The following is a 16,634-nucleotide window of genomic DNA, read 5'->3' as shown; positions in this document are numbered from 1 at the left end:
GGTCGAAAGCAGGGCGTTGGTCGCGAGCCGAGGATCATAGGCGTCCGATACGACGAAGATCATCGGCACTGCGCCAACCGTTCCCGCTGCACCTCACCGGTTGTAAGCTGCCGTCGTCGTCGCCGACGTCCAAACATCCGAGAACAATGCTCGTCAATTCGCACCGCTAAGGGACGTCTCGTAACTCCGGGCAGCTTGGGCGAGGCGATCCAGGAGATCCGTGTTCGATGGCTGCTGTGTGTTGCTGGATGAACTGGACGCGCGAGGCGACATCGCTGCGCGGCAGGGTGCTGAGTTCATAGCCGTGTTGGGTGTAGGCGGCGACCATGGCGTCATGGGTCCGCACGGCTTCGGCGAAGCCTTGGTGTCGTTCGTTGTCGGTGGTGTAGATCTGGGGCCAGGGCGGGGCGATGAACACACGCTGGTGGTAGCGGAACAGCTGCGCTGCGGCTGTCACGTGCGCTGGAACGGACTGGTCGAGTAGGAGGTAGTAGCCGACCAGGTCCGGGATCCCCCGGTCGAAGAAGACGGGTCCGGGATGCTGGCTGGCTTGGCGGTAGGAGCGGATCTCCCAACTGAGCATGATCTCGGCGAACAGTCGTGAGTCCCCGGTGTGCAGCGCCTGACCGCCGATCGACAGCTGGTCCTGGATGATCTGTCGTCCCGCTTCGTCGACGCAGGCGTGACCAGCACGCCGCAGGCTTTCAATCAGCGTGGTCTTGCCAGCTCCGGGTCCCCCGGTGATGACGATGTACTGGCTGCTCACGTCGCCCTCCCTGAAAGGCGTCTGTTCCTCGTGACCCCGGCGCTTGTCCGCTGAGGACGATCACCGAGGATGCCTGGGTGCAGGTGATCTCCGCAGCCCGCCAGAAGTGGATCCTCCCGTTCACTGGGCTGACCCCCGCCCAGTTCCGCAGGCTGGTCCGCCTGGTCGCCGAGCGGGACGGGGACGGGATCGCTGACGGCCGGCCGGGCCGGCAGTGGGCCCTCGATCTTCCCGACCGGGTGCTGCTGGTGGCCGCGTACTGGCGCACGAACCTGACGATGCGGCAGATCGGCCAACTGTTCGGAGTGTCGCATTCCGCCGCGCACCGAGTCATCGACACCCTCGGCCCGCTGCTGGTCCTCGCACCTGGGCGCCGCCGTCCGGTCGACCAGATCGCCATCGTGGACGGCACCCTTATCCCGACGCGGGACCACCGCCTTGCGGCGCCGAGCAAGAACTACCGGAACTCGACGAACCTGCAGGTGGCCATCGACGCCAGCACCCGCCTGGTCATCGCCGTCGGCGACCCCCAGCCGGGCAACCGCAACGACACGATCGTCTACCGGACCTCAGGCATCGACCAGACTCTGGCCGGACGGCCCGTCATGGCCGACGGCGGCTACCGCGGCAACCCCGCGGTGATCATCCCCTACCGCAAGAACCGCGACGGCAGCCCGCTACCGGCCTGGAAGCAGGACCTGAATGCCCAGCACCGCACCGTCCGCGCACAGGTCGAACACACCCTGGCCAGGATGAAGAACTGGAAGATCCTGCGCGACTACCGCCGCGCCGCCCGCACATTGACCGCTGCCGCCTCCGGCATCGCCAACCTGCACAACATCGTCCTGACCTGGTGACCACAGACCCGGCCGGAGACAACGCCTTTACCCAGTTACGAGACAGCCCTTAGGCCGGCGCCACCCGCGGCTAAATTCAGCCGGAGATATCGATGGGATAAAGCACCTCTTGGCCGGCATCAGGGACTCCGTACCACAGCCGGTGGCGCCTCGATGCAGCCAGGTACTGACGCAGCCGGCCACATTGGAATCCAGCAGCACCATGCTGACGCCAGCCACATCAGCGCTTCTCAGCCGGCCAGGAAACGGGGCCTGCGTGTGCGCCTCCCAGAGTTCGGCGACTGCCGCAAGTCGGCCTGCCATGCGAACCAGCGCTCCGATCATCGGCCAGGTACCGACTGTAGACGTACTCTCCTCGGCAGTTGCGGACGTCATCGGCTCCACCGGGCCGGTCACCGACCGTGAGGAGCGGCGAACTGCTGAGCGCACGAACGGCCGCAGATGTGCGCACCGGGTCAAGCCGTGGGTTGCGAGACTGGCCGACCTGGGCGGTTGGGAGCGGGTCGCCCCGGCTATGAACCTGCTCGGCGTGGCCGAGCCGTCTTCGGGCGGCTCGGCCACGCTTTCGGTTCGTCAGGGGGTCACCCGGGTAGCCGGGCTGTCGCCCGGCAGGCCTGACATGTTGGCCTCGACCGGCGGCAACGGAGTGGTTCCGAGGATCCTGCCGTCGATGGAGTACGCGGTGAGGGTGGCCGGCTGGTCCGGCGGTATCCGGGTGGTGCCGGCGTTCGACGCGTCGAGGGTGACCGTGGCCGGGGGTGCGCCGCCGACCGTGACCGTGACGCGGGCCGCGTCCGGCGGGGCGATCACCCGCACCTGGTCCGTCGGCGTGCGGGTGCTGTTGTCGGCCCGGATCCGCCAGCCGATTGGTCGCTGGTCGGCGCCCTCGGCCGGCAGCAGCAGCCGCAGGTCGGTCCACCAGCCGGTTCGGTTGTCGCCGTGCATGGCGTACGCGATCACCCCGCCGCCGGCGGGCTGAACGGTGAGCAGCGCGGCGGACTGGCCGTGCTCGCTGCCCGACCAACGCACCCGTACCGTCGTCCCGGCAGCCGGGAGGCGACTGTCGAGGAGTGCCGATTCGACGAAGTTGCGCAGGTTGGCGTCGTCCAGCGGCGTGCCTCGGGCGCCCCGTCGGACGGCGGTGAGCAGGACGTCCATCTCCGGCCCGGTTGGGTCGATCCCGGCGTACGGGCCGCCGCCCAGGCCGCCCTGGTAGAGCACGTGGTCGTCGCGGCTGACCCGAACGACGGGTTCGTGTTGGAGCGGCGCGGGGGGCAGGACGGCGAACCCGACCCCGCTGCCGTCCGCCCTGGCTAGGTCCTGGTACTCCAGGGTTCCCCTCGGCGTGTACCGAGGGTCGCCACTGATCATCACGGTGGATTCGGCCGGCCCGACGACAACCGCGAATCCGCCCCGGTCGGGACCGGCCTGCAGCAGGGTCATCACTGGGTCGTCGACGCCCTCGCTGTGGCCGGCGTAGCGCATCTGTTGGGCGCTGGCCCCGGCCGGACCCACGTACCAGACCAGCGCCTCCTTGGTCAGTAGGCCGAACCGCAGCGGCACCGCGACCAGCGCGACCCGGTGGCCCGGCTGGTCACTGCCGTAGAGCAAACGAATCCGGTCGCGATCGCCGACCTTCCAAAAGCCGACCGGGTTCGAGCCACCCGACGAGGTGTCGGTCCTCATCGACGGATCGGTGCTGATTCGAGCCTGCAGCGTGTCCAGCCAGGCCTGATCTCCGGCCAGCGCGCCACGGGGCGGCGCGTCGAGCAGCGCCGTCGGGGCGGCGGCGACCGCGATGCCGGGCGCCCAGCCGGGGAGGGGCACCACGTTGGTCTGGACCCCGACGAGTGCGGCCATGACCGCGGCAGCCACCGCCGTCCGGATCAGGCGCGTGCGCCGGTGCCGTCGCTCGCGCCGGGCGAACCCCGGCCACGGGTCCTCAGGTACGTCGACACCGTGCGCGGCCTGCCACAGCGCGGGACTGAGCGTCGAATGCGCGAAGCTCTCGGTCATGCCGGATCCTCCTGAAGCCGTACCGGGGACTGAGGGGCGGGTGGGGTGAACTCGACCCGCAGCCGGGCCAACCCGCGCGACGCCTGGCTCTTCACCGAGCCGACCGAGCAGCCGAGAACCCTGGCGGTGTCCGCCTCGCTGAGATCCTCGAAGTAGCGCAGCACCAGAACCGCCTGGGTCCTGGGCGGCAACCGACGCAGCGCGGTGAGGAGCAGTTGCCGCTCCTCCACCTGCGCGTACGCGTCCGGCATCGGCGCGCTGTCCGAGGTCAGCAGCGGCACCTCCAGCGGCCGCCGCCGACGCCGCCAGGAGATCGCCGTGTTGACCATCACCCGACGTACGTAGACCTCGGGCGCATCCCTGCGCAGTACCCGCCCCCAGCGCCGATGGGTCTTCTCCAACGCCGACTGCACCAGGTCCTCGGCTGTCCCCCGGTCGCCGGTCAGCAGGTAGGCCGTTCGGAGCAACCTTCCCCACTGTCGTTGTACAAACAGCCGGAACTGTTCGTCGTCCTCGTAGCGACTCACGCCACCTCCAGCTCGCGTCCGTCTCGCGTTCACGAGCGGATGCAGAGTGAGACGCGATCGGCGACGTCTGGGGTTGAGTGGGAAACCGTACGTCGAGACGGATTCGGATCTGCCGGTGGCTACCCGGCGGTTGCACCAACCGCATCGAACGCAGGCCATGTCAACCAACCCGGTGAACGTTCATGGACAGCGCACCCAGTGTGGCTCTGCCAACGGCTCAAGCTTACGGTGGCCGGCTTCGATCACGACGAGTTCGACAGCTGGAGCTGATCGAGGCCTTCGGAGTAACAGGACGTCCTTACGGGATTCCGGATGCCTCGAACCCGGTCGTCCGTAACACCCGCTCATCGGCTACTTGTTTCATTGACCTACGACCGTGGGCCGGCCAGGCTTCGGTTGAGGCGCCCGGGCTGTCGCTCTCTTTTCGGCTGCCCACGTTGCCTCTCACCGCTCCCCCAACGTCCGTGGACCTCTTGCGGACTGGGTGCGGACTGCTCATCCTGATGGTGCCGTGCGCAGCGTCAGCTTGGGCAGGCCCGATGCCCATCGCTGTTCGCGTGGGCGACGAGTCGGCGAGGGGGAAGGTGGAGGGGCACGAGCCGCCGGCAGGCGAGATGGCACAGGGCATGGGGATCTTCTCCTTGAGGCACGCCTTTCCAAGAATGCGAGCGCGCAGGCCATCTACGACAAGGTCTGCCGGTCATGGTGGTCGAGGGGCACGGCGAGTTCGTGCTGGCCTGGGGTCGGAACGAGCTCTCCCTGCCGGTCGGCACATATCCGTTCCGGATTTGGATCCCCTGGAAGCCGTTCCGCTTTGGCCCGGCCTCGGACACCATGACGACTCGTGAGGGCCAGACGGTAGAGATCACGTACCAGGCCGCCGTCGTGCCAGGCACGACTGGCTCGCTGCGCCTCACCTACCGGAGGTGACGGCCGTTGATCCTCAACTCCCTGCCACAGGCATGCAGCGACCAACTCATCGCCAGGTCTATCAACCGCCGAGACACCTGCGACGATGAGCGAGATGAACATCTGGGTGGCCCTTTTCGCAGTGGTGGTCTACAACTGGCTGCCACTCCTCGGCATCACCGTGCTCGTGGCCTTGCTGTGCTTCATCATTCGGTGGGCGCTGCGCTCGGCAAGCCAAGCAGCAGGGCATGTATCCCACGACGACGCGGGCGACTGACAGGCCAGGCACTTCGTCCCGAACGGCCGTCGGTGCTGTCGCCCGCTATCCGCCGCTGTCGTTGGGTCGCGACGACGCAGGGTCGGCGGCCGACTGCGGCTGGTTGAGGGGGACCACCCAAAGCATGAAAGTGAAGGACGTCGATGCACATCGCAGGCTTCCTGCCCTGTGGAAGTCCCGGCGGTACCTCCTCGTGATCCGGACGATGTTCGGCTCTGGACCTCATGGGCCCTGACATTTATGGCCGCGAGATGCGGCTCTGGCAGTCGCTGGGGCCAGCCAAGTATCGCCTGCGATCCGCCTGCCTCGCCGTCCTGCTGGCTCTGGCCAGCGTGGTGGTCTTCCTGGGGTCCATGACACTTGCCAGCCTCTTCGGGGGTGTGCATTACGGGCACCCGGCACGGGTGGTGGTCGACGATTGTCAGCGGGTTGGTCCGATCAGCCGGCGGGGCTTTGGTTACTGGTGGGAATGTGATGCGGTGGTGACCGCACCCGACGGCACGGTCCGGAAGGCCCGAATACATGCGTCGGACGTCGCACCGGAGGATCGGGGCCAGTCGGTCGAACTGCGCGAGGCTTGCAGCGTCAAGGGACGTGTCACCGATTGCTCGTACGGCGGGGCAACCGGCTACCTGCTCAGCCTTGGCTTACAACTCATCGTCAAGTTGGGCTGGCTGGTGTTGGTCTTTAGCGGCTTCGGGGTCCTGATGTTCCTGACCCGGGCGCTCCTCGGCGCGCCCCGGTACCTGCGCTTCCGCGGTCGCCGACCTCCGACCGCAGATTTATGAGATCAAACTGCTCGTCCCGCCGACCTTTGCACATGGTGATCTAGCAGCGGAAACACCTCTCGACATCTCACAGCACTCCCCCGCCGTCCGTCGCCCTCTTGCGGACTAGATGCGGACCGCTCGCCTGCTGGCCTGCGGCTTCCTCATCGGCTCGACGGGATCGGCTGACCGGTCAAGAAGCTGTAGCCGACAGTAACCAAGATCGTGACGCCGACCACTGCGAAAGCTACGCCAAGCAGCCGCTCCAACAGAATGAAGCGCGCCAGACGCTCCTCGTGCGGGACGTGTGGTAGCCAGCGCCACGGTGGAACTCGCCGTAGAACGCTCGCGGTGGTCATCGACCGCCGCACGTGCCACTCCGTGACGCCGTGAAAGTTGGTGGTCAGGGCGACACCGATGAGGCCGATGGTCAGGCTCATCATGACCCCGGCCACGAAGCGCCATGTCTCCATCTGACCTCCTCGACGGGGTCACCGGATCATATGTGGCCCTGCCTTGCAAAGATCAAGACATCTGTCGGCCGACGTCGACTACTGCGGCTGACCTGCCCGTCCCGTCGGCCCGCGTCCACGTATGACCGGCTCGGTCTGCTGGCTTGGCTGTCCGGATGGCTGTACAGCCACACGGTTGGGTCTGACATGATCACGACGTGCCCGACCCCGAGCCCGCCGACGGCAGCCCGCCGCCAGAGCCGTCTGCGCCAGCGGCACGCAACGAAATGCTCACGCTACTCGTGCTGCTGGGAGCCTCGGCCGTCCTGCTGGTGCTGTGCCTCGGCTGTGCCGCCTTCTGGCTGTACAACTAATCCGGTAGCTGTTCGCGTTGCTGGGGAGGCGCTCCGGAAGTCAAGAATGGTAGAGCACCAGGATCCGCCGCTTGCGGAGCTGGTGGCCGGCACAGCCGACGACATCTGGCGGTTCACCGAGACGATGGGCAGTGAGCAGGCCCTGACGTATGCGCAGGAGTGGATACGCGATGCGGATCCCGGCGTGCGAGAAATTGGGGTCATGGCGCTCGGGTCCGTGGCGTTGAACTATCCGCCGGCACTGGAGGAGTTGCTCGATCACGCCGACGCCGGCTGCGTCGATGTCAACGCGGGGGTTCGAGCCGCGGTGGCCCAGGCGCTCGGCAACCAGAGCGGCGAACAGCGGTGCGTGCCCTTCTTGCTGCGGCTGCTCAACGATGCCGACGTCGAGGTGCGCCGGATCGCGATCGGCGGCCTGACGATCGTGCTGGACGCCCCAAAGGCAGACGGCCCCGAGGTCACGGCGCTAGTCGGGCTGCTCGCCGACCGCGAACCGACGCTGCGTGACTGGGCGGCGTTCGCGCTCGGCAGCCAGCTCGACGTCGACTCGCCACAGATCCGCGCCGGGCTACGTAGCCTGCTCAACGAACCGGACACCGCTGAGGCCTACCCGGCGGCGGAGGCCGCCCTTGGACTGGCTCGCCGCGATGACCCAGAGGTGTTTACCGCTATCGCAGATCGCCTGACCGGCCCGGACCCCAATTCGTTATGGCTGCGCGCCGCCGCCGAACTTGCCGACCCTCGCCTGCTTCCAGCACTCATCCAGCTGCGGGCACCGGACAACGAACCAGATGATCCGTGGGTCGAGCAGCTTGAGCACGCCATCGCCCGTTGCACCGCGAGATGGAAGGCGGCAGACCGATGACTGACTGGCAGCCACTGGCGCTTCGTTCGTCAGATCGGCAAACGGGGCGCAGGACCTGCTGTGGATCCTCTTGGTGGTTCTCGTTACCGCGTTCCTCATCGGGGTGGCGGCAAGGCCAATCAGGCGGGAGCGCAGGGGGCAGGACTCCCAGCCTGGCCTCTGGAATCCGCTGCGCAACATCAAGAAACATCCGCGCTACTCCATCGGCATCCTGTCCCTCGTGTTGCTCGCCGGCCTGCTTGCACTAACAGAGGCCTTGGTGCAACTGCTGTAGCAAACGAGGAAGCCTCACCATCGCGGCCTCGCCTGCCGGAAAATGTTCGCCACTCTGCCCCTTCCCCCGCATAGGTGCCAAGAACTGCGACACCGGGCAGGGTCAAGGGTGGCCGTAGGCCATCGGCGTGCCGACGCGCAGCGCCCTTGACACCGGCCGGGTGGCGTAGAGGATCAGGCACCCGGGGGACGGGCCACGCCCTGGTCCTCATCGTCATCGAACCGCGGACAGTGCACACACGCCGGCAGCCGGCTGTCCGGTCTCGGGACCTGCGTTGACAACGGCGGGTTCAACCGGTGCGGTTGCCTGTTTTACGGCTGTGGAGGAGCGGGGAAGGGACCTTACTTCGGGTCACGTCGTTGGATGCGTCTGCCTCCGAACCAGTAGAGGCCGAAGTAGACCAGAGGCGCCCAGATGACCAACCAGATAGCGAGGGTCATCACCGGATGTTTCCAGCCGGTCAACAGCGCGAACAGTAGACCACCGATGACTGCGCCAAGGATGGTGGCCGCCACCCTCCGCCAACGATTCATGGCCGTGGTATTCCCAGATCCCGATCGAGCTACTCCCCGCCAGCGAATCGAGAGCGCTCCCTACCGAGCGCGCTCCGGCGTCGCGCTGGTCTCAGGATCCGCGTGACATCGCCACGAGCGGACGTGACACAGAGAGATCGTCTAGCCGGACGTGTCACCCACGTCCCGAGACTGATCTGTCACGCAGGTCCTGAGATCCGACACCGGCAGCCGGCTGCCCTGCGCCGGCTGATGGTTGACACCGCGCGCGCTACCCGCGGCAGAAGCGTGCACCTGATCTTGGTTCAGGGATGTCGACCGGCGCCAGTCGGCACGAGTCCCGCTCGATACAGCCGCCGCCCCGCCTGCCGATTCCGGGCTTTCGCCGATGGCGGGATCTGCTGGGTCTCGCCGGGGACACGCCCGTGGAGATCGTCAACGCTGTGCACCATCGGCTTCCGGTGCGAACCGCCACCCGGCCACCATGGCGTCCGCCCCGGCCGCTGCGGCCGCACGGCATCGAACTCCTGTTCACACCCGGTGCGCGGGTCGAATACAACGACCGGCAGCTTCGCCTGTCGGTCCGCGCCGCCGGGCGACTGCACCTGCCGTCCGGCCGCCTGATCGCTGCTGATCCTTCGTCGTTGGACGTCGACGCCAAGCCCTTCGACGTCACGGTGCCGCCCGGCACGTACCCGGTCTCCGTCGGCCTCGCGACCTTCGTCGATGATCCGGGGCATAGCCGGGTCACCGCCGCCCGCCTCGACATCAGCGACCGTCCCGCAGTGCGATGGGAGCTGGCGCTGCGCGACGGGCAGGACCCACTCGACCTCGGCTACCAGCAGTTCTTCGGCTTCGGCGTCGACGCCGGCATGGCCTGCTACGTCGATGCCGACTCCGCCGACCGGCTGGTAGACGTTTGGCGCACGCTCGATGGCCTGGTCGAGCCGCGCTACCGCACGACCGATCGGGAGGACATGGTCGCCTGGTCCAGCGGCTGGGGTGACGGCGCTTACCCCACGTGGATCGGCTACGACACCTCCTGTGCCGTGACCTGCTTCATCGCCGACATGCTGCTACTTCCCACCGACTCGGAAGACGAGGACGACGAGGACGAGGACGAGGACTGACTGTATGGCGCACCCGAATATCGGCAGTTCAGGATGCCCGCTCGACTCAGACGCCAACTACTGACCGTGACCGCTCTTGATCCGTCGGCAAGCGCGGACGGCGGCAGATCCGGATACGGCTACAACCGTCCTCGCGCGCGACTGTTACCCGAGCAGCGGACAACCTGGCGATAGCAGGGTTGTACGCCTGTGCCCAAGATAGCCAACGAAGCCGTTAGCGATCGGCGAAGAGGGCAGGAGTCGAGAGGGAGACCCGCTGAGTTCCAGGGGCGGCCAGACCGACCAGGCGAGGGCGACATCATGGCCGGGGTCGCCCCGAGGAACACCAGGACTGCAGTGACACCGGCTGTGTGAACCACGTGCCGGGCGGGCGGCGAGGCCGACCCAAGCACGTGGTCCACAGCCGGCGAGTGTCAGAGCTGCCGAAGAATGGCCACCTTGTCGTACGCGACGGCGACAACGTCCGGCTTCCCGTCCCCGGTGACGTCACCGACGGCCACGGAGTCCGCCTGGGGCCCGACCCCGTCGACCCTGTTCGTCGTGTACCCGCCGAGCTTCCCGGTCGACCGCTGCAGATAGACGCTCACCGCGCGCCAACTGTTGTGCGCGACGACCAGGTCCTTGCGGCCGTCGCCGGTCAGATCGCCGACGGTGAGGCCAGAGGCACTGTCGTAAGCGGGATACCTGGACGGCGTCGTCGCGAGCCCACCGGCGCCCTGCGCGAAGACCTGGACGGCGGCGTCCGGAGTGTTGCCGTCAACGCTGGTCACCAGGTCGGCCCGGCCATCGCCAGTCACGTCACCGACCGCCGCGCCGAGGCCGATGCGGCGAAAGCCGCTGCCGTCCGCGGGCGTCCGGTAGGTCGTCGCCGGCCCGAAGGAACCATCCGCGCGGCGCAGCCGCACCCACGTGCCGTGGCCGTAGAACTGCGCGATGTCGATGCGGGCATCTCCGTTCAGGTCGGCGGCGAACACCTGGTCCACGGGTACGCCCGCGACGAACGGCCCGGTGATCGTCCGATACGCCTGGAAGGCATGCGCCGCAGTCTGCCTGTAGATCCTGACCTCGCCCCGCCGTCTGCCGACAACAAGATCCGGCCGTCCGTCCCCGGTCATATCCCCGATCGCCACGTCCTCGGCCCCGCCGGAGACCAGCAGCGGCGCGGCGAGGCGCCCGCCCCGCTGAAACAGCACATCGACGCCAGCGGACGACGACATCGCCACGTCCGTGCGGCCGTCGCCGTCGATGTCGGCGACCGCGAGTTGCACGTTGCTGTTGTAACCGCCGTGCGCCTTGATCCTGGTGGGAGCGCCGAAAGTGTGGTCGGCTCGCTGGGCGAAGACCAGCACAGAACTCGTCTGCGTGCCGTCGACGGCATCGATGCCGACGACGATGTCACGTCGCCCGTCACCGGTGACGTCGGCGACAGCGACGGCGCTGCTCGCAGTTGACCCCGTGGCAAGGTACTTGGCGGCCGCGAATGTCCCTCCACTCGCCGCCTCAGCGGGCAGCGGCACCGCCACCCCGGCCGCTATGGCGAGCGTCGCGGCGATACCGACTCTTACACCTCTGTCCATTGTGCCCCCGTCATGTCCTGGCCCTCGATCGACGACCGTTCACGCGCCACGTGCCCTGATCACCGCCGTCGCAAACCCCTGCCACGCCAACCTGTGGACAGGCATGCACGCCCGCGCGTGCTGAACTCCTTGTCATTCACCCGCCGGTCATCACTGAGGCTCGCAACATCCGTGCCGTTGATGAAACGGGAGGTGACCTCTTCGGACACGCCGAAGAGGTCACCGCTCAGGAAGCCCTGCTCAGAGGTTTGCCGGTGGGATTCGGGTCTCAACTCGCGGGATCCATACCGTCGCCATCACGACGGCGCCCAGAGCCGTACGTCGATGCGGCATGGCCCTCGTGATCGACGTTGGCCGACCCCAGGCCGACAGCCGGCACCAGCCAGGCGGGGAGCAGCGAACCGTGACCACTTCGGTCTTCTCTGGGAGGTCACGCCGCCCCGCTCGCCCGCATCACCGCAGGTCAAAGCCTCGCCCCCGTCCGATGTCGGTGAGCACTTCGGGCGCGGCGACCACTTCGCCAACCTGCACCCAATCTGCTCCCAAGGGCAAGGCCGGGCCATGCAGCGGCTCCTTACCGCCGCGACCTGCGCACACTCCCCTGCCAGGCGACATAGAGTGCTGTCGACTGCTGCGCGAAACCGCTGAGCACTCCGTGTGAAGCAGGACGCCGGACCCACTCTGACCTGCAAAAACGCGAAGCCGCAGGCAGGGGTGGGTGCAGTTGCGTGCCGTCCGGTGCCGTTCGGTGCGGTTGAGGGGCCGTTCAGTGCACCCTGTTGCTCCCAACCTACTCCCCGATCCAGGGCTCACGCGGCTGCTGCGGCCAAGCTGAGACGCACCGTCCTGCAGGTCGTTCGTCAGAGATCGTGGCCGCTTGCCCGAGCGGCACTGGCTAACGCCGACGCCCGGCCAGCGACCGTTAGGCTCAGTCGCTCCCGCCCCGCTCCCACGGCCCGGTCGTCGACCGGACGTGCTCAGGATGCCGCGCCTTGTCAGCGGCAGAAGAGTGAGCTGCCGCGACGCGGGGAGTGGGCGTCAAACATCGCGACACCGGCAAGCACCAGTGGCATGCTCTTCCCGGTGTTGAGGCAGTTGGACGACGGCGTCGAAATCGCCGCCGAGGCGGGGCTTGGGTCCGTGCGTCTTCATCGCGCCGAGCGGCCGTGGAATGACGAGGTGCTCGACCTGCGCTGCAAGTTGGCCGATGACGGCGTCAGTGCGGTGACCTGGGTCCGGACGTTCAATGGCGACGGGATCGTGTCGTGGGAAGCCGACCTCGCCGAGTCGTATGAGGGATGGGACGGCGTGCGGGCCTGGGAGTCACTGGAACACGACCTCCGCATCGACGCGACGCATGACCGACGAGGCCACGTCAATCTCCGTTTCGTCATCCGGGGCCCTCGGGGCTACGACCCGAGAGCCTGGGAGGCATCCGTCATGGTGACCCTTGACGCCGGCGAGGACATGCGACGCCTCGTCGCCGAACTCGGCCACTTGGTCTCGTAGCGCGGCCTCAAGTCGGAGGCGCGCGATCGGCGGCAGATGAGCGCACCCGATCACGTGGTTCGGCCACGGTGGGATCTTCGCCCCGAGCGCCGCCGTCATCGGCACGATCCGCAGCGGTATGGTTGGACTCATGCCGTGACTGAGGGTGAGGAGTTGCTGGCGGCCGCTGCGGCCGACCCGTACGCGGATGCTTGGGACTCGCTGTACGAGAGGGCGTGCCACGAAGGATTCTTCGATGCGGACGAAGCCTTCCTCATCCCGCGTTTGGCCGATCTCGCAGGCCGGTACGCACCGGCCGACCGCGAAAACGTTCTGATGCTTGCCGGCAAGATTGCCGCAGATCTTGATGAGGCTAACTGGCCGCAGTACGCCGAGGCGTTCGCAACCATGCACCGGCGGACCAACGACTGGCTTGTCACACCGACCGATCCGGGCTCGTTCGTCTATCGCCTGCAGGCGGTGATGGCGCTAAAGGCCACCTGCGCACCACCAACCCGATCGAGTCGACGTTCGCCACGGTCCGGCACCGCACCAAACTTACCGAAGGGCCTGACTCGAAGGCCGCCGGCCTCGCGATGGCCTCCAAGCTGATCGAAGCCGCCCAGCAGCGGTGGCGGGCGGTCAACGCGCCGCACCTGGTCGCCCTGGTCCGCGCCGGCGCCCGCTTCGAACGCGGCCGCCTCGTCGAACGGGCCACCACCGAACCCGTCACCTCCGACGCCGCAGCCGCCTGATCAAGGTTTCTCATCCACAAGTCTTGACTATCGCTCGTTAGGGACCGTGTCGGGCGCTGGGGCCGTGTCCGGGGCAGGGACCACCGACCCTCAGTCACCTAATGGGTACCTGACGGCGCGGCGGAAAACCCTCAGGCAACGACTTCTTTGGGTCTCTGTTGGGTAATCGGCATAGCCGAACGGGTGAGGCCCAGGCGCCCATCTCGCAGCGGCGCTGGTCACGGACGGCTTCGTAGCCCGATCGCCGATGCCTACGACCCGGAGCCCGTGGCCGGCAGCGCCCCGCCCGCCATCGGCCAAGCCGGGGTGCAGTCCGGCGCACGCACCGTGCTGCCCCGCAAGCCTGCGACCACCGCGGCCAGCGCTGGTTCGTTCGCCTGTCGGTCAGCACCGGCCAACCGAAGGTCGTCGAGCGAGAACTTGCCGACCTTGTCCTCCCGGGACTCCAGCTCAATGTCCAGCGCCAGTTGGGGGTGGGCTAGCGATTCGCACTCTCGCACACGGAGCTCGGCAGGTTGAGCCACCACGCGGCGGCGGTGCGCGTTGAACAGGGGATGTCAGGAGACTCGCGGACTTGTCGAAGCAGGGGAATGTTGCGCGTGATGCCGAGCCCGTAGATTAGTCCGTCCAACGCAGAGAGGCTCGTTCTGCTCCCGGTACGCTGCCAGGCTCGGCGGTGGTGCTGGATGGCAGTTGTCCAGTAGCGGTCAGGGCTGCTACCACCGATGTGTCCGATGGTTGAGGCGGCAGCGAGGGTGATCGCGGGCGGTAGACCGCTGGCGGTGGTCAGTCTCTCCACCAAGGGGCGCTGCTCGCCGCTTCCCAGGATGCGGAGCGCTTCGAGCAGAGAGCAAGCGATCTCCGTGCCGCCGCTCCCGAGTTGGCTTGAGAGCTCGGCTTCCAGGGCGGTTGCCAGCGACGAATGGTACGGGGTGCCGAGCAGTAGCATCGCCCCGTACAGCCGTACGTCGAAGACGGGACTGAACAACATCTCTCGGATCAGGACCGGTAGCAGCGTGTCTGGAAAGCGGGGAATGTCTCTAGCCATACCTGCCACCGTGGTATTAGCGATCCGTTCCGCCAAGGCGCGCTGCGAGTCGGTCGCGAGCGGCGGGTGGTTTGCGGCGCCGTCCGGGTAAGCCGTGTTGTGCAGCCGCAGGCGGGCGTCGGAGGGCAGGTCGGCCGGGATCCGACGAAGCAGCTCGGTCGCAAGCCGGCGGGTGTCCTCGTAATGAGCGGGGTCGGTGGCGAAGTCGTTGACGATTGGTACCAGGCGTCGCACCTGGCGTTCGGTGAAGTGTCCGTAGCGCACCTTGCGGACGCAGGCGAGCAGAGCACCGTACTGTGCGCGGTCGTTGGTGGGATGAACAAGTTGCGCGATTACGTGGGCGGCCGCTTCGGGATGGGGACTGCTGTCTAATGCGCTGACCGTCTCGACGAACACCTGGTTGGTACGGTCGGCCGCGAGGCTGGCGCAGGCCGCGACCGCCGGTTGTTGTCCGAGCGGGTGGGCGAGTAGTCGGTTCAGGGCTTCGTAGCGCTGGGCCCAGGCCACGCCGTCGGCCACTATCATCTCGGCCAGGAGTCGCTCCGCCACATGCGCCCACGTGGATCGCGGCAGAATCAGCTGGCTGGTTTCGCCGAACAGGCCGGTCAGCTCGTCCCATTGCGCCCCGGTCACCACGTCGTCGGATTTCACGGCCTCCAGCAGCTCTTCGATCCGGTCGATAGTCTCCAGGGCGTCTCGGCGTGGTTGCCTCTGCAACAGGGGCGCGGCGCCGGGCTCAACGGAGTAGCGGTAGACACTGTCGATCAGCACGGCAAGCCGATGCGCCGGCAACTGCAGAAGTTCCTCGTATCGACGAACCGCCAGGTAGGGCACGCGGACCCTAGCAGTCTCCCAGCGGGAGATCCGGTAGACGCTCGTCCGCTCGGGCCAGCAGCCGCCCTGGAAGTCCGCGGCAAATTCCGACTCGCGCTGCCACCGTTCATCGCTGCCGTAAAGGCGGTTCACCCGGAGCAGCCAGCCGACCCGGTGCTGCTGTTCCGACCATCCTGCGCGTGTCGGCGTCGGCCGCGGCGGCTGGTAAGGCCGACCGCGGCGCACTCCGGCACCCCCCTGGGCGTTCATTGACCATTTATTGCAGCCAGAGCCTCGCCGTGCAATCAGTCGTCCGCATCCGCCCGCTCACCCGATCATTGACAGTGCCGGGGGTGTCCGTACAACTGCGGGCCGGGGACGCCGTCTCGCTCTTGAGGAGATGATCAATCCATGACAGCAGCAGATGCCGAGCCGTTTTCGGTGCAAACCGGGCAACAACGGTTGGACATAGGTGTGCTCGGTCTCCTCGTGCAGGCCGCCAAGTACCAGCAGCAAGGACTGACCGAGTGCACGCTCCACCTTGGGCCACAACACTTCGACTCCACCCGCAGGGCAGCGGTTGCTGCGGTGGTCACGCGGGAAATTCAAGCTAACGGCTTTCCGGTGATCGGAAGCAGCACAGGGGACCTGTTGGGCAACATGGAGATCAGGCTGAGGTTGCCAGCGGTCAGCGGGTCCCACTCGCAGCGGATCGTTGCCACAGAGGCCGCGATCCGCCAGTACGAGGTGGACGAAAGGCGTAACAGTCGCAGCCGAGGCGTCCTCGCAGTTGTCGCATTCTTGTCACTGTTAGCCCTCTGCCTTATCTGCGGCGCAGTCTGGGGCAGCTAGCTACCCAAATAATGCAGCACTCACGGGCGCACCCGAATCCCAGCACCACCAGCACAGGACGACGCGGGGCATCCCATGGATACGGGCCTGATCCCGGCCGGCGCCGGCCCAACCTGGCCGAAGACGGATTCGATCAGGCCGTCGGAGACCGTCGGTCACGGGCACCGGCCGCCTGGGTGCTCGACCCAGGCGGGACGGTCTCCGCGCTCGGCCGCGGATCGGCGGCGACCCGCCGAGGCTGCCGTGGGCGAGACGCTGATCGTTGCTCAGTTCGACGAGTAAGGAACCGTTGCCGCCCGACTTAAAAACCGCGCCAGCCATCCAGACAAATTACTTTCCGGCCGCAGATTTCGAAAACACCAGTGAGAACCTTGC

Annotated in this window: 17 protein-coding genes and 1 pseudogene; 12 read left to right on the top strand and 6 right to left on the bottom strand. The window is 67.2% G+C overall.

Translation table 11 applies throughout. The annotated features are described in order from the left end of the window. Positions 1–166 precede the first annotated feature (166 nt). Complete coding sequence (locus ABZS80_RS06485) at positions 167–766, bottom strand: AAA family ATPase (RefSeq protein ID WP_355054763.1); 600 nt, start codon at positions 764–766, stop codon at positions 167–169. A gap of 77 nt (positions 767–843) precedes the next feature. On the opposite strand from ABZS80_RS06485, the gene ABZS80_RS06480 reads away from it, so the two are divergent. Continuing rightward, positions 844–1,623 carry a transposase family protein gene (locus ABZS80_RS06480; protein ID WP_355054762.1) on the top strand — a complete coding sequence of 260 codons (780 nt, stop codon included), beginning with the start codon at positions 844–846 and terminating at the stop codon, positions 1,621–1,623. Positions 1,624–2,196: 573 nt separating this feature from the next. On the opposite strand, the gene ABZS80_RS06475 is transcribed toward ABZS80_RS06480, so the two are convergent. Together ABZS80_RS06475 and ABZS80_RS06470 are read right to left on the bottom strand one after the other, a co-directional pair. Then, the gene (locus tag ABZS80_RS06475; RefSeq protein WP_355054761.1) at positions 2,197–3,639 is read right to left on the bottom strand and encodes a hypothetical protein; all 1,443 of its coding nucleotides are present in this window, start codon (positions 3,637–3,639) and stop codon (positions 2,197–2,199) included. Beyond that, entirely contained in the window at positions 3,636–4,166 is a 531-nt protein-coding gene (locus ABZS80_RS06470) for a SigE family RNA polymerase sigma factor (protein ID WP_355054760.1), read from the bottom strand. Before ABZS80_RS06470 ends, ABZS80_RS06475 begins: the two co-directional genes overlap by 4 nt. Positions 4,167–4,868: 702 nt before the next feature. On the opposite strand from ABZS80_RS06470, the gene ABZS80_RS06465 reads away from it, so the two are divergent. The 3 genes from ABZS80_RS06465 to ABZS80_RS06455 all read left to right on the top strand — a co-directional run bounded on the left by ABZS80_RS06465 (position 4,869) and on the right by ABZS80_RS06455 (position 6,140). Continuing rightward, the gene (locus tag ABZS80_RS06465; protein ID WP_355054759.1) at positions 4,869–5,096 is read left to right on the top strand and encodes a hypothetical protein; all 228 of its coding nucleotides are present in this window, start codon (positions 4,869–4,871) and stop codon (positions 5,094–5,096) included. A gap of 94 nt (positions 5,097–5,190) precedes the next feature. Then, entirely contained in the window at positions 5,191–5,352 is a 162-nt protein-coding gene (locus ABZS80_RS06460; RefSeq protein WP_355054758.1) for a hypothetical protein, read from the top strand. A gap of 251 nt (positions 5,353–5,603) precedes the next feature. After that, entirely contained in the window at positions 5,604–6,140 is a 537-nt protein-coding gene (locus ABZS80_RS06455) for a DUF6346 domain-containing protein (RefSeq protein ID WP_355054757.1), read from the top strand. 143 nt (positions 6,141–6,283) lie between these two features. On the opposite strand, the gene ABZS80_RS06450 is transcribed toward ABZS80_RS06455, so the two are convergent. Next, positions 6,284–6,592, bottom strand: coding sequence for a hypothetical protein (locus tag ABZS80_RS06450; protein WP_355054756.1), 309 nt, complete (start codon positions 6,590–6,592; stop codon positions 6,284–6,286). 197 nt (positions 6,593–6,789) lie between these two features. Here ABZS80_RS06450 and ABZS80_RS06445 point away from each other — a divergent pair, with 197 nt between their 5' ends. The 4 genes from ABZS80_RS06445 (at position 6,790) to ABZS80_RS06430 (ending at position 9,726) form a co-directional block, all read left to right on the top strand. Beyond that, the gene (locus tag ABZS80_RS06445) at positions 6,790–6,945 is read left to right on the top strand and encodes a hypothetical protein (protein ID WP_355054755.1); all 156 of its coding nucleotides are present in this window, start codon (positions 6,790–6,792) and stop codon (positions 6,943–6,945) included. Positions 6,946–6,991: 46 nt separating this feature from the next. Then, the gene (locus ABZS80_RS06440; RefSeq protein WP_355054754.1) at positions 6,992–7,810 is read left to right on the top strand and encodes a HEAT repeat domain-containing protein; all 819 of its coding nucleotides are present in this window, start codon (positions 6,992–6,994) and stop codon (positions 7,808–7,810) included. A gap of 73 nt (positions 7,811–7,883) precedes the next feature. Next, a complete protein-coding gene (locus ABZS80_RS06435) occupies positions 7,884–8,084 on the top strand; it encodes a hypothetical protein (protein ID WP_355054753.1) in 201 nt (66 codons plus the stop codon). 937 nt (positions 8,085–9,021) lie between these two features. Continuing rightward, positions 9,022–9,726 carry a DUF4241 domain-containing protein gene (locus ABZS80_RS06430; RefSeq protein WP_355054752.1) on the top strand — a complete coding sequence of 235 codons (705 nt, stop codon included), beginning with the start codon at positions 9,022–9,024 and terminating at the stop codon, positions 9,724–9,726. Positions 9,727–10,139: 413 nt separating this feature from the next. Here ABZS80_RS06430 and ABZS80_RS06425 read toward each other — a convergent pair whose 3' ends face one another. Further along, the gene (locus ABZS80_RS06425; RefSeq protein WP_355054751.1) at positions 10,140–11,303 is read right to left on the bottom strand and encodes a VCBS repeat-containing protein; all 1,164 of its coding nucleotides are present in this window, start codon (positions 11,301–11,303) and stop codon (positions 10,140–10,142) included. A gap of 1,071 nt (positions 11,304–12,374) precedes the next feature. Between ABZS80_RS06425 and ABZS80_RS06420 the strand changes: the two genes are divergently transcribed. The 3 genes and pseudogenes from ABZS80_RS06420 to ABZS80_RS06410 all read left to right on the top strand — a co-directional run. Further along, a complete protein-coding gene (locus ABZS80_RS06420; protein WP_355054750.1) occupies positions 12,375–12,812 on the top strand; it encodes a DUF6228 family protein in 438 nt (145 codons plus the stop codon). Between the two features lie 135 nt (positions 12,813–12,947). Then, the gene (locus tag ABZS80_RS06415) at positions 12,948–13,403 is read left to right on the top strand and encodes a hypothetical protein (protein ID WP_355054749.1); all 456 of its coding nucleotides are present in this window, start codon (positions 12,948–12,950) and stop codon (positions 13,401–13,403) included. Continuing rightward, a pseudogene (locus tag ABZS80_RS06410) lies at positions 13,289–13,546 on the top strand (IS256 family transposase); the annotation flags it as partial. The gene ABZS80_RS06415 and the pseudogene ABZS80_RS06410, both read left to right, overlap by 115 nt. A 478-nt stretch (positions 13,547–14,024) precedes the next feature. Here ABZS80_RS06410 and ABZS80_RS06405 read toward each other — a convergent pair. Continuing rightward, a complete protein-coding gene (locus ABZS80_RS06405; protein ID WP_355054748.1) occupies positions 14,025–15,560 on the bottom strand; it encodes a hypothetical protein in 1,536 nt (511 codons plus the stop codon). A 258-nt stretch (positions 15,561–15,818) separates the two neighbouring features. Between ABZS80_RS06405 and ABZS80_RS06400 the strand changes: the two genes are divergently transcribed. Next, complete coding sequence (locus ABZS80_RS06400; protein WP_355054747.1) at positions 15,819–16,259, top strand: hypothetical protein; 441 nt, start codon at positions 15,819–15,821, stop codon at positions 16,257–16,259. Positions 16,260–16,634 lie beyond the last annotated feature (375 nt).

The sequence above is a fragment of the Micromonospora sp. NPDC005305 genome (assembly GCF_040607315.1).
Lineage (GTDB): Bacteria > Actinomycetota > Actinomycetes > Mycobacteriales > Micromonosporaceae > Micromonospora.
The sequence above is the reverse complement of the archived record's forward strand: the minus strand, read 5'-3'. Positions and strand labels throughout refer to the sequence as shown.

Excerpts from the sequence above, each read along its gene's own strand:
- ABZS80_RS06475 (WP_355054761.1), bottom strand. The coding sequence starts at position 3,639 with ATGACCGAGAGCTTCGCGCATTCGACGCTCAGTCCCGCGCTGTGGCAG.
- ABZS80_RS06460 (WP_355054758.1), top strand. The coding sequence starts at position 5,191 with ATGAACATCTGGGTGGCCCTTTTCGCAGTGGTGGTCTACAACTGGCTG.
- ABZS80_RS06440 (WP_355054754.1), top strand. The coding sequence starts at position 6,992 with ATGGTAGAGCACCAGGATCCGCCGCTTGCGGAGCTGGTGGCCGGCACA.
- ABZS80_RS06455 (WP_355054757.1), top strand. The coding sequence starts at position 5,604 with ATGCGGCTCTGGCAGTCGCTGGGGCCAGCCAAGTATCGCCTGCGATCC.
- ABZS80_RS06450 (WP_355054756.1), bottom strand. The coding sequence starts at position 6,592 with ATGGAGACATGGCGCTTCGTGGCCGGGGTCATGATGAGCCTGACCATC.
- ABZS80_RS06420 (WP_355054750.1), top strand. The coding sequence starts at position 12,375 with ATGCTCTTCCCGGTGTTGAGGCAGTTGGACGACGGCGTCGAAATCGCC.
- ABZS80_RS06400 (WP_355054747.1), top strand. The coding sequence starts at position 15,819 with ATGACAGCAGCAGATGCCGAGCCGTTTTCGGTGCAAACCGGGCAACAA.
- ABZS80_RS06425 (WP_355054751.1), bottom strand. The coding sequence starts at position 11,303 with ATGGACAGAGGTGTAAGAGTCGGTATCGCCGCGACGCTCGCCATAGCG.
- ABZS80_RS06465 (WP_355054759.1), top strand. The coding sequence starts at position 4,869 with ATGGTGGTCGAGGGGCACGGCGAGTTCGTGCTGGCCTGGGGTCGGAAC.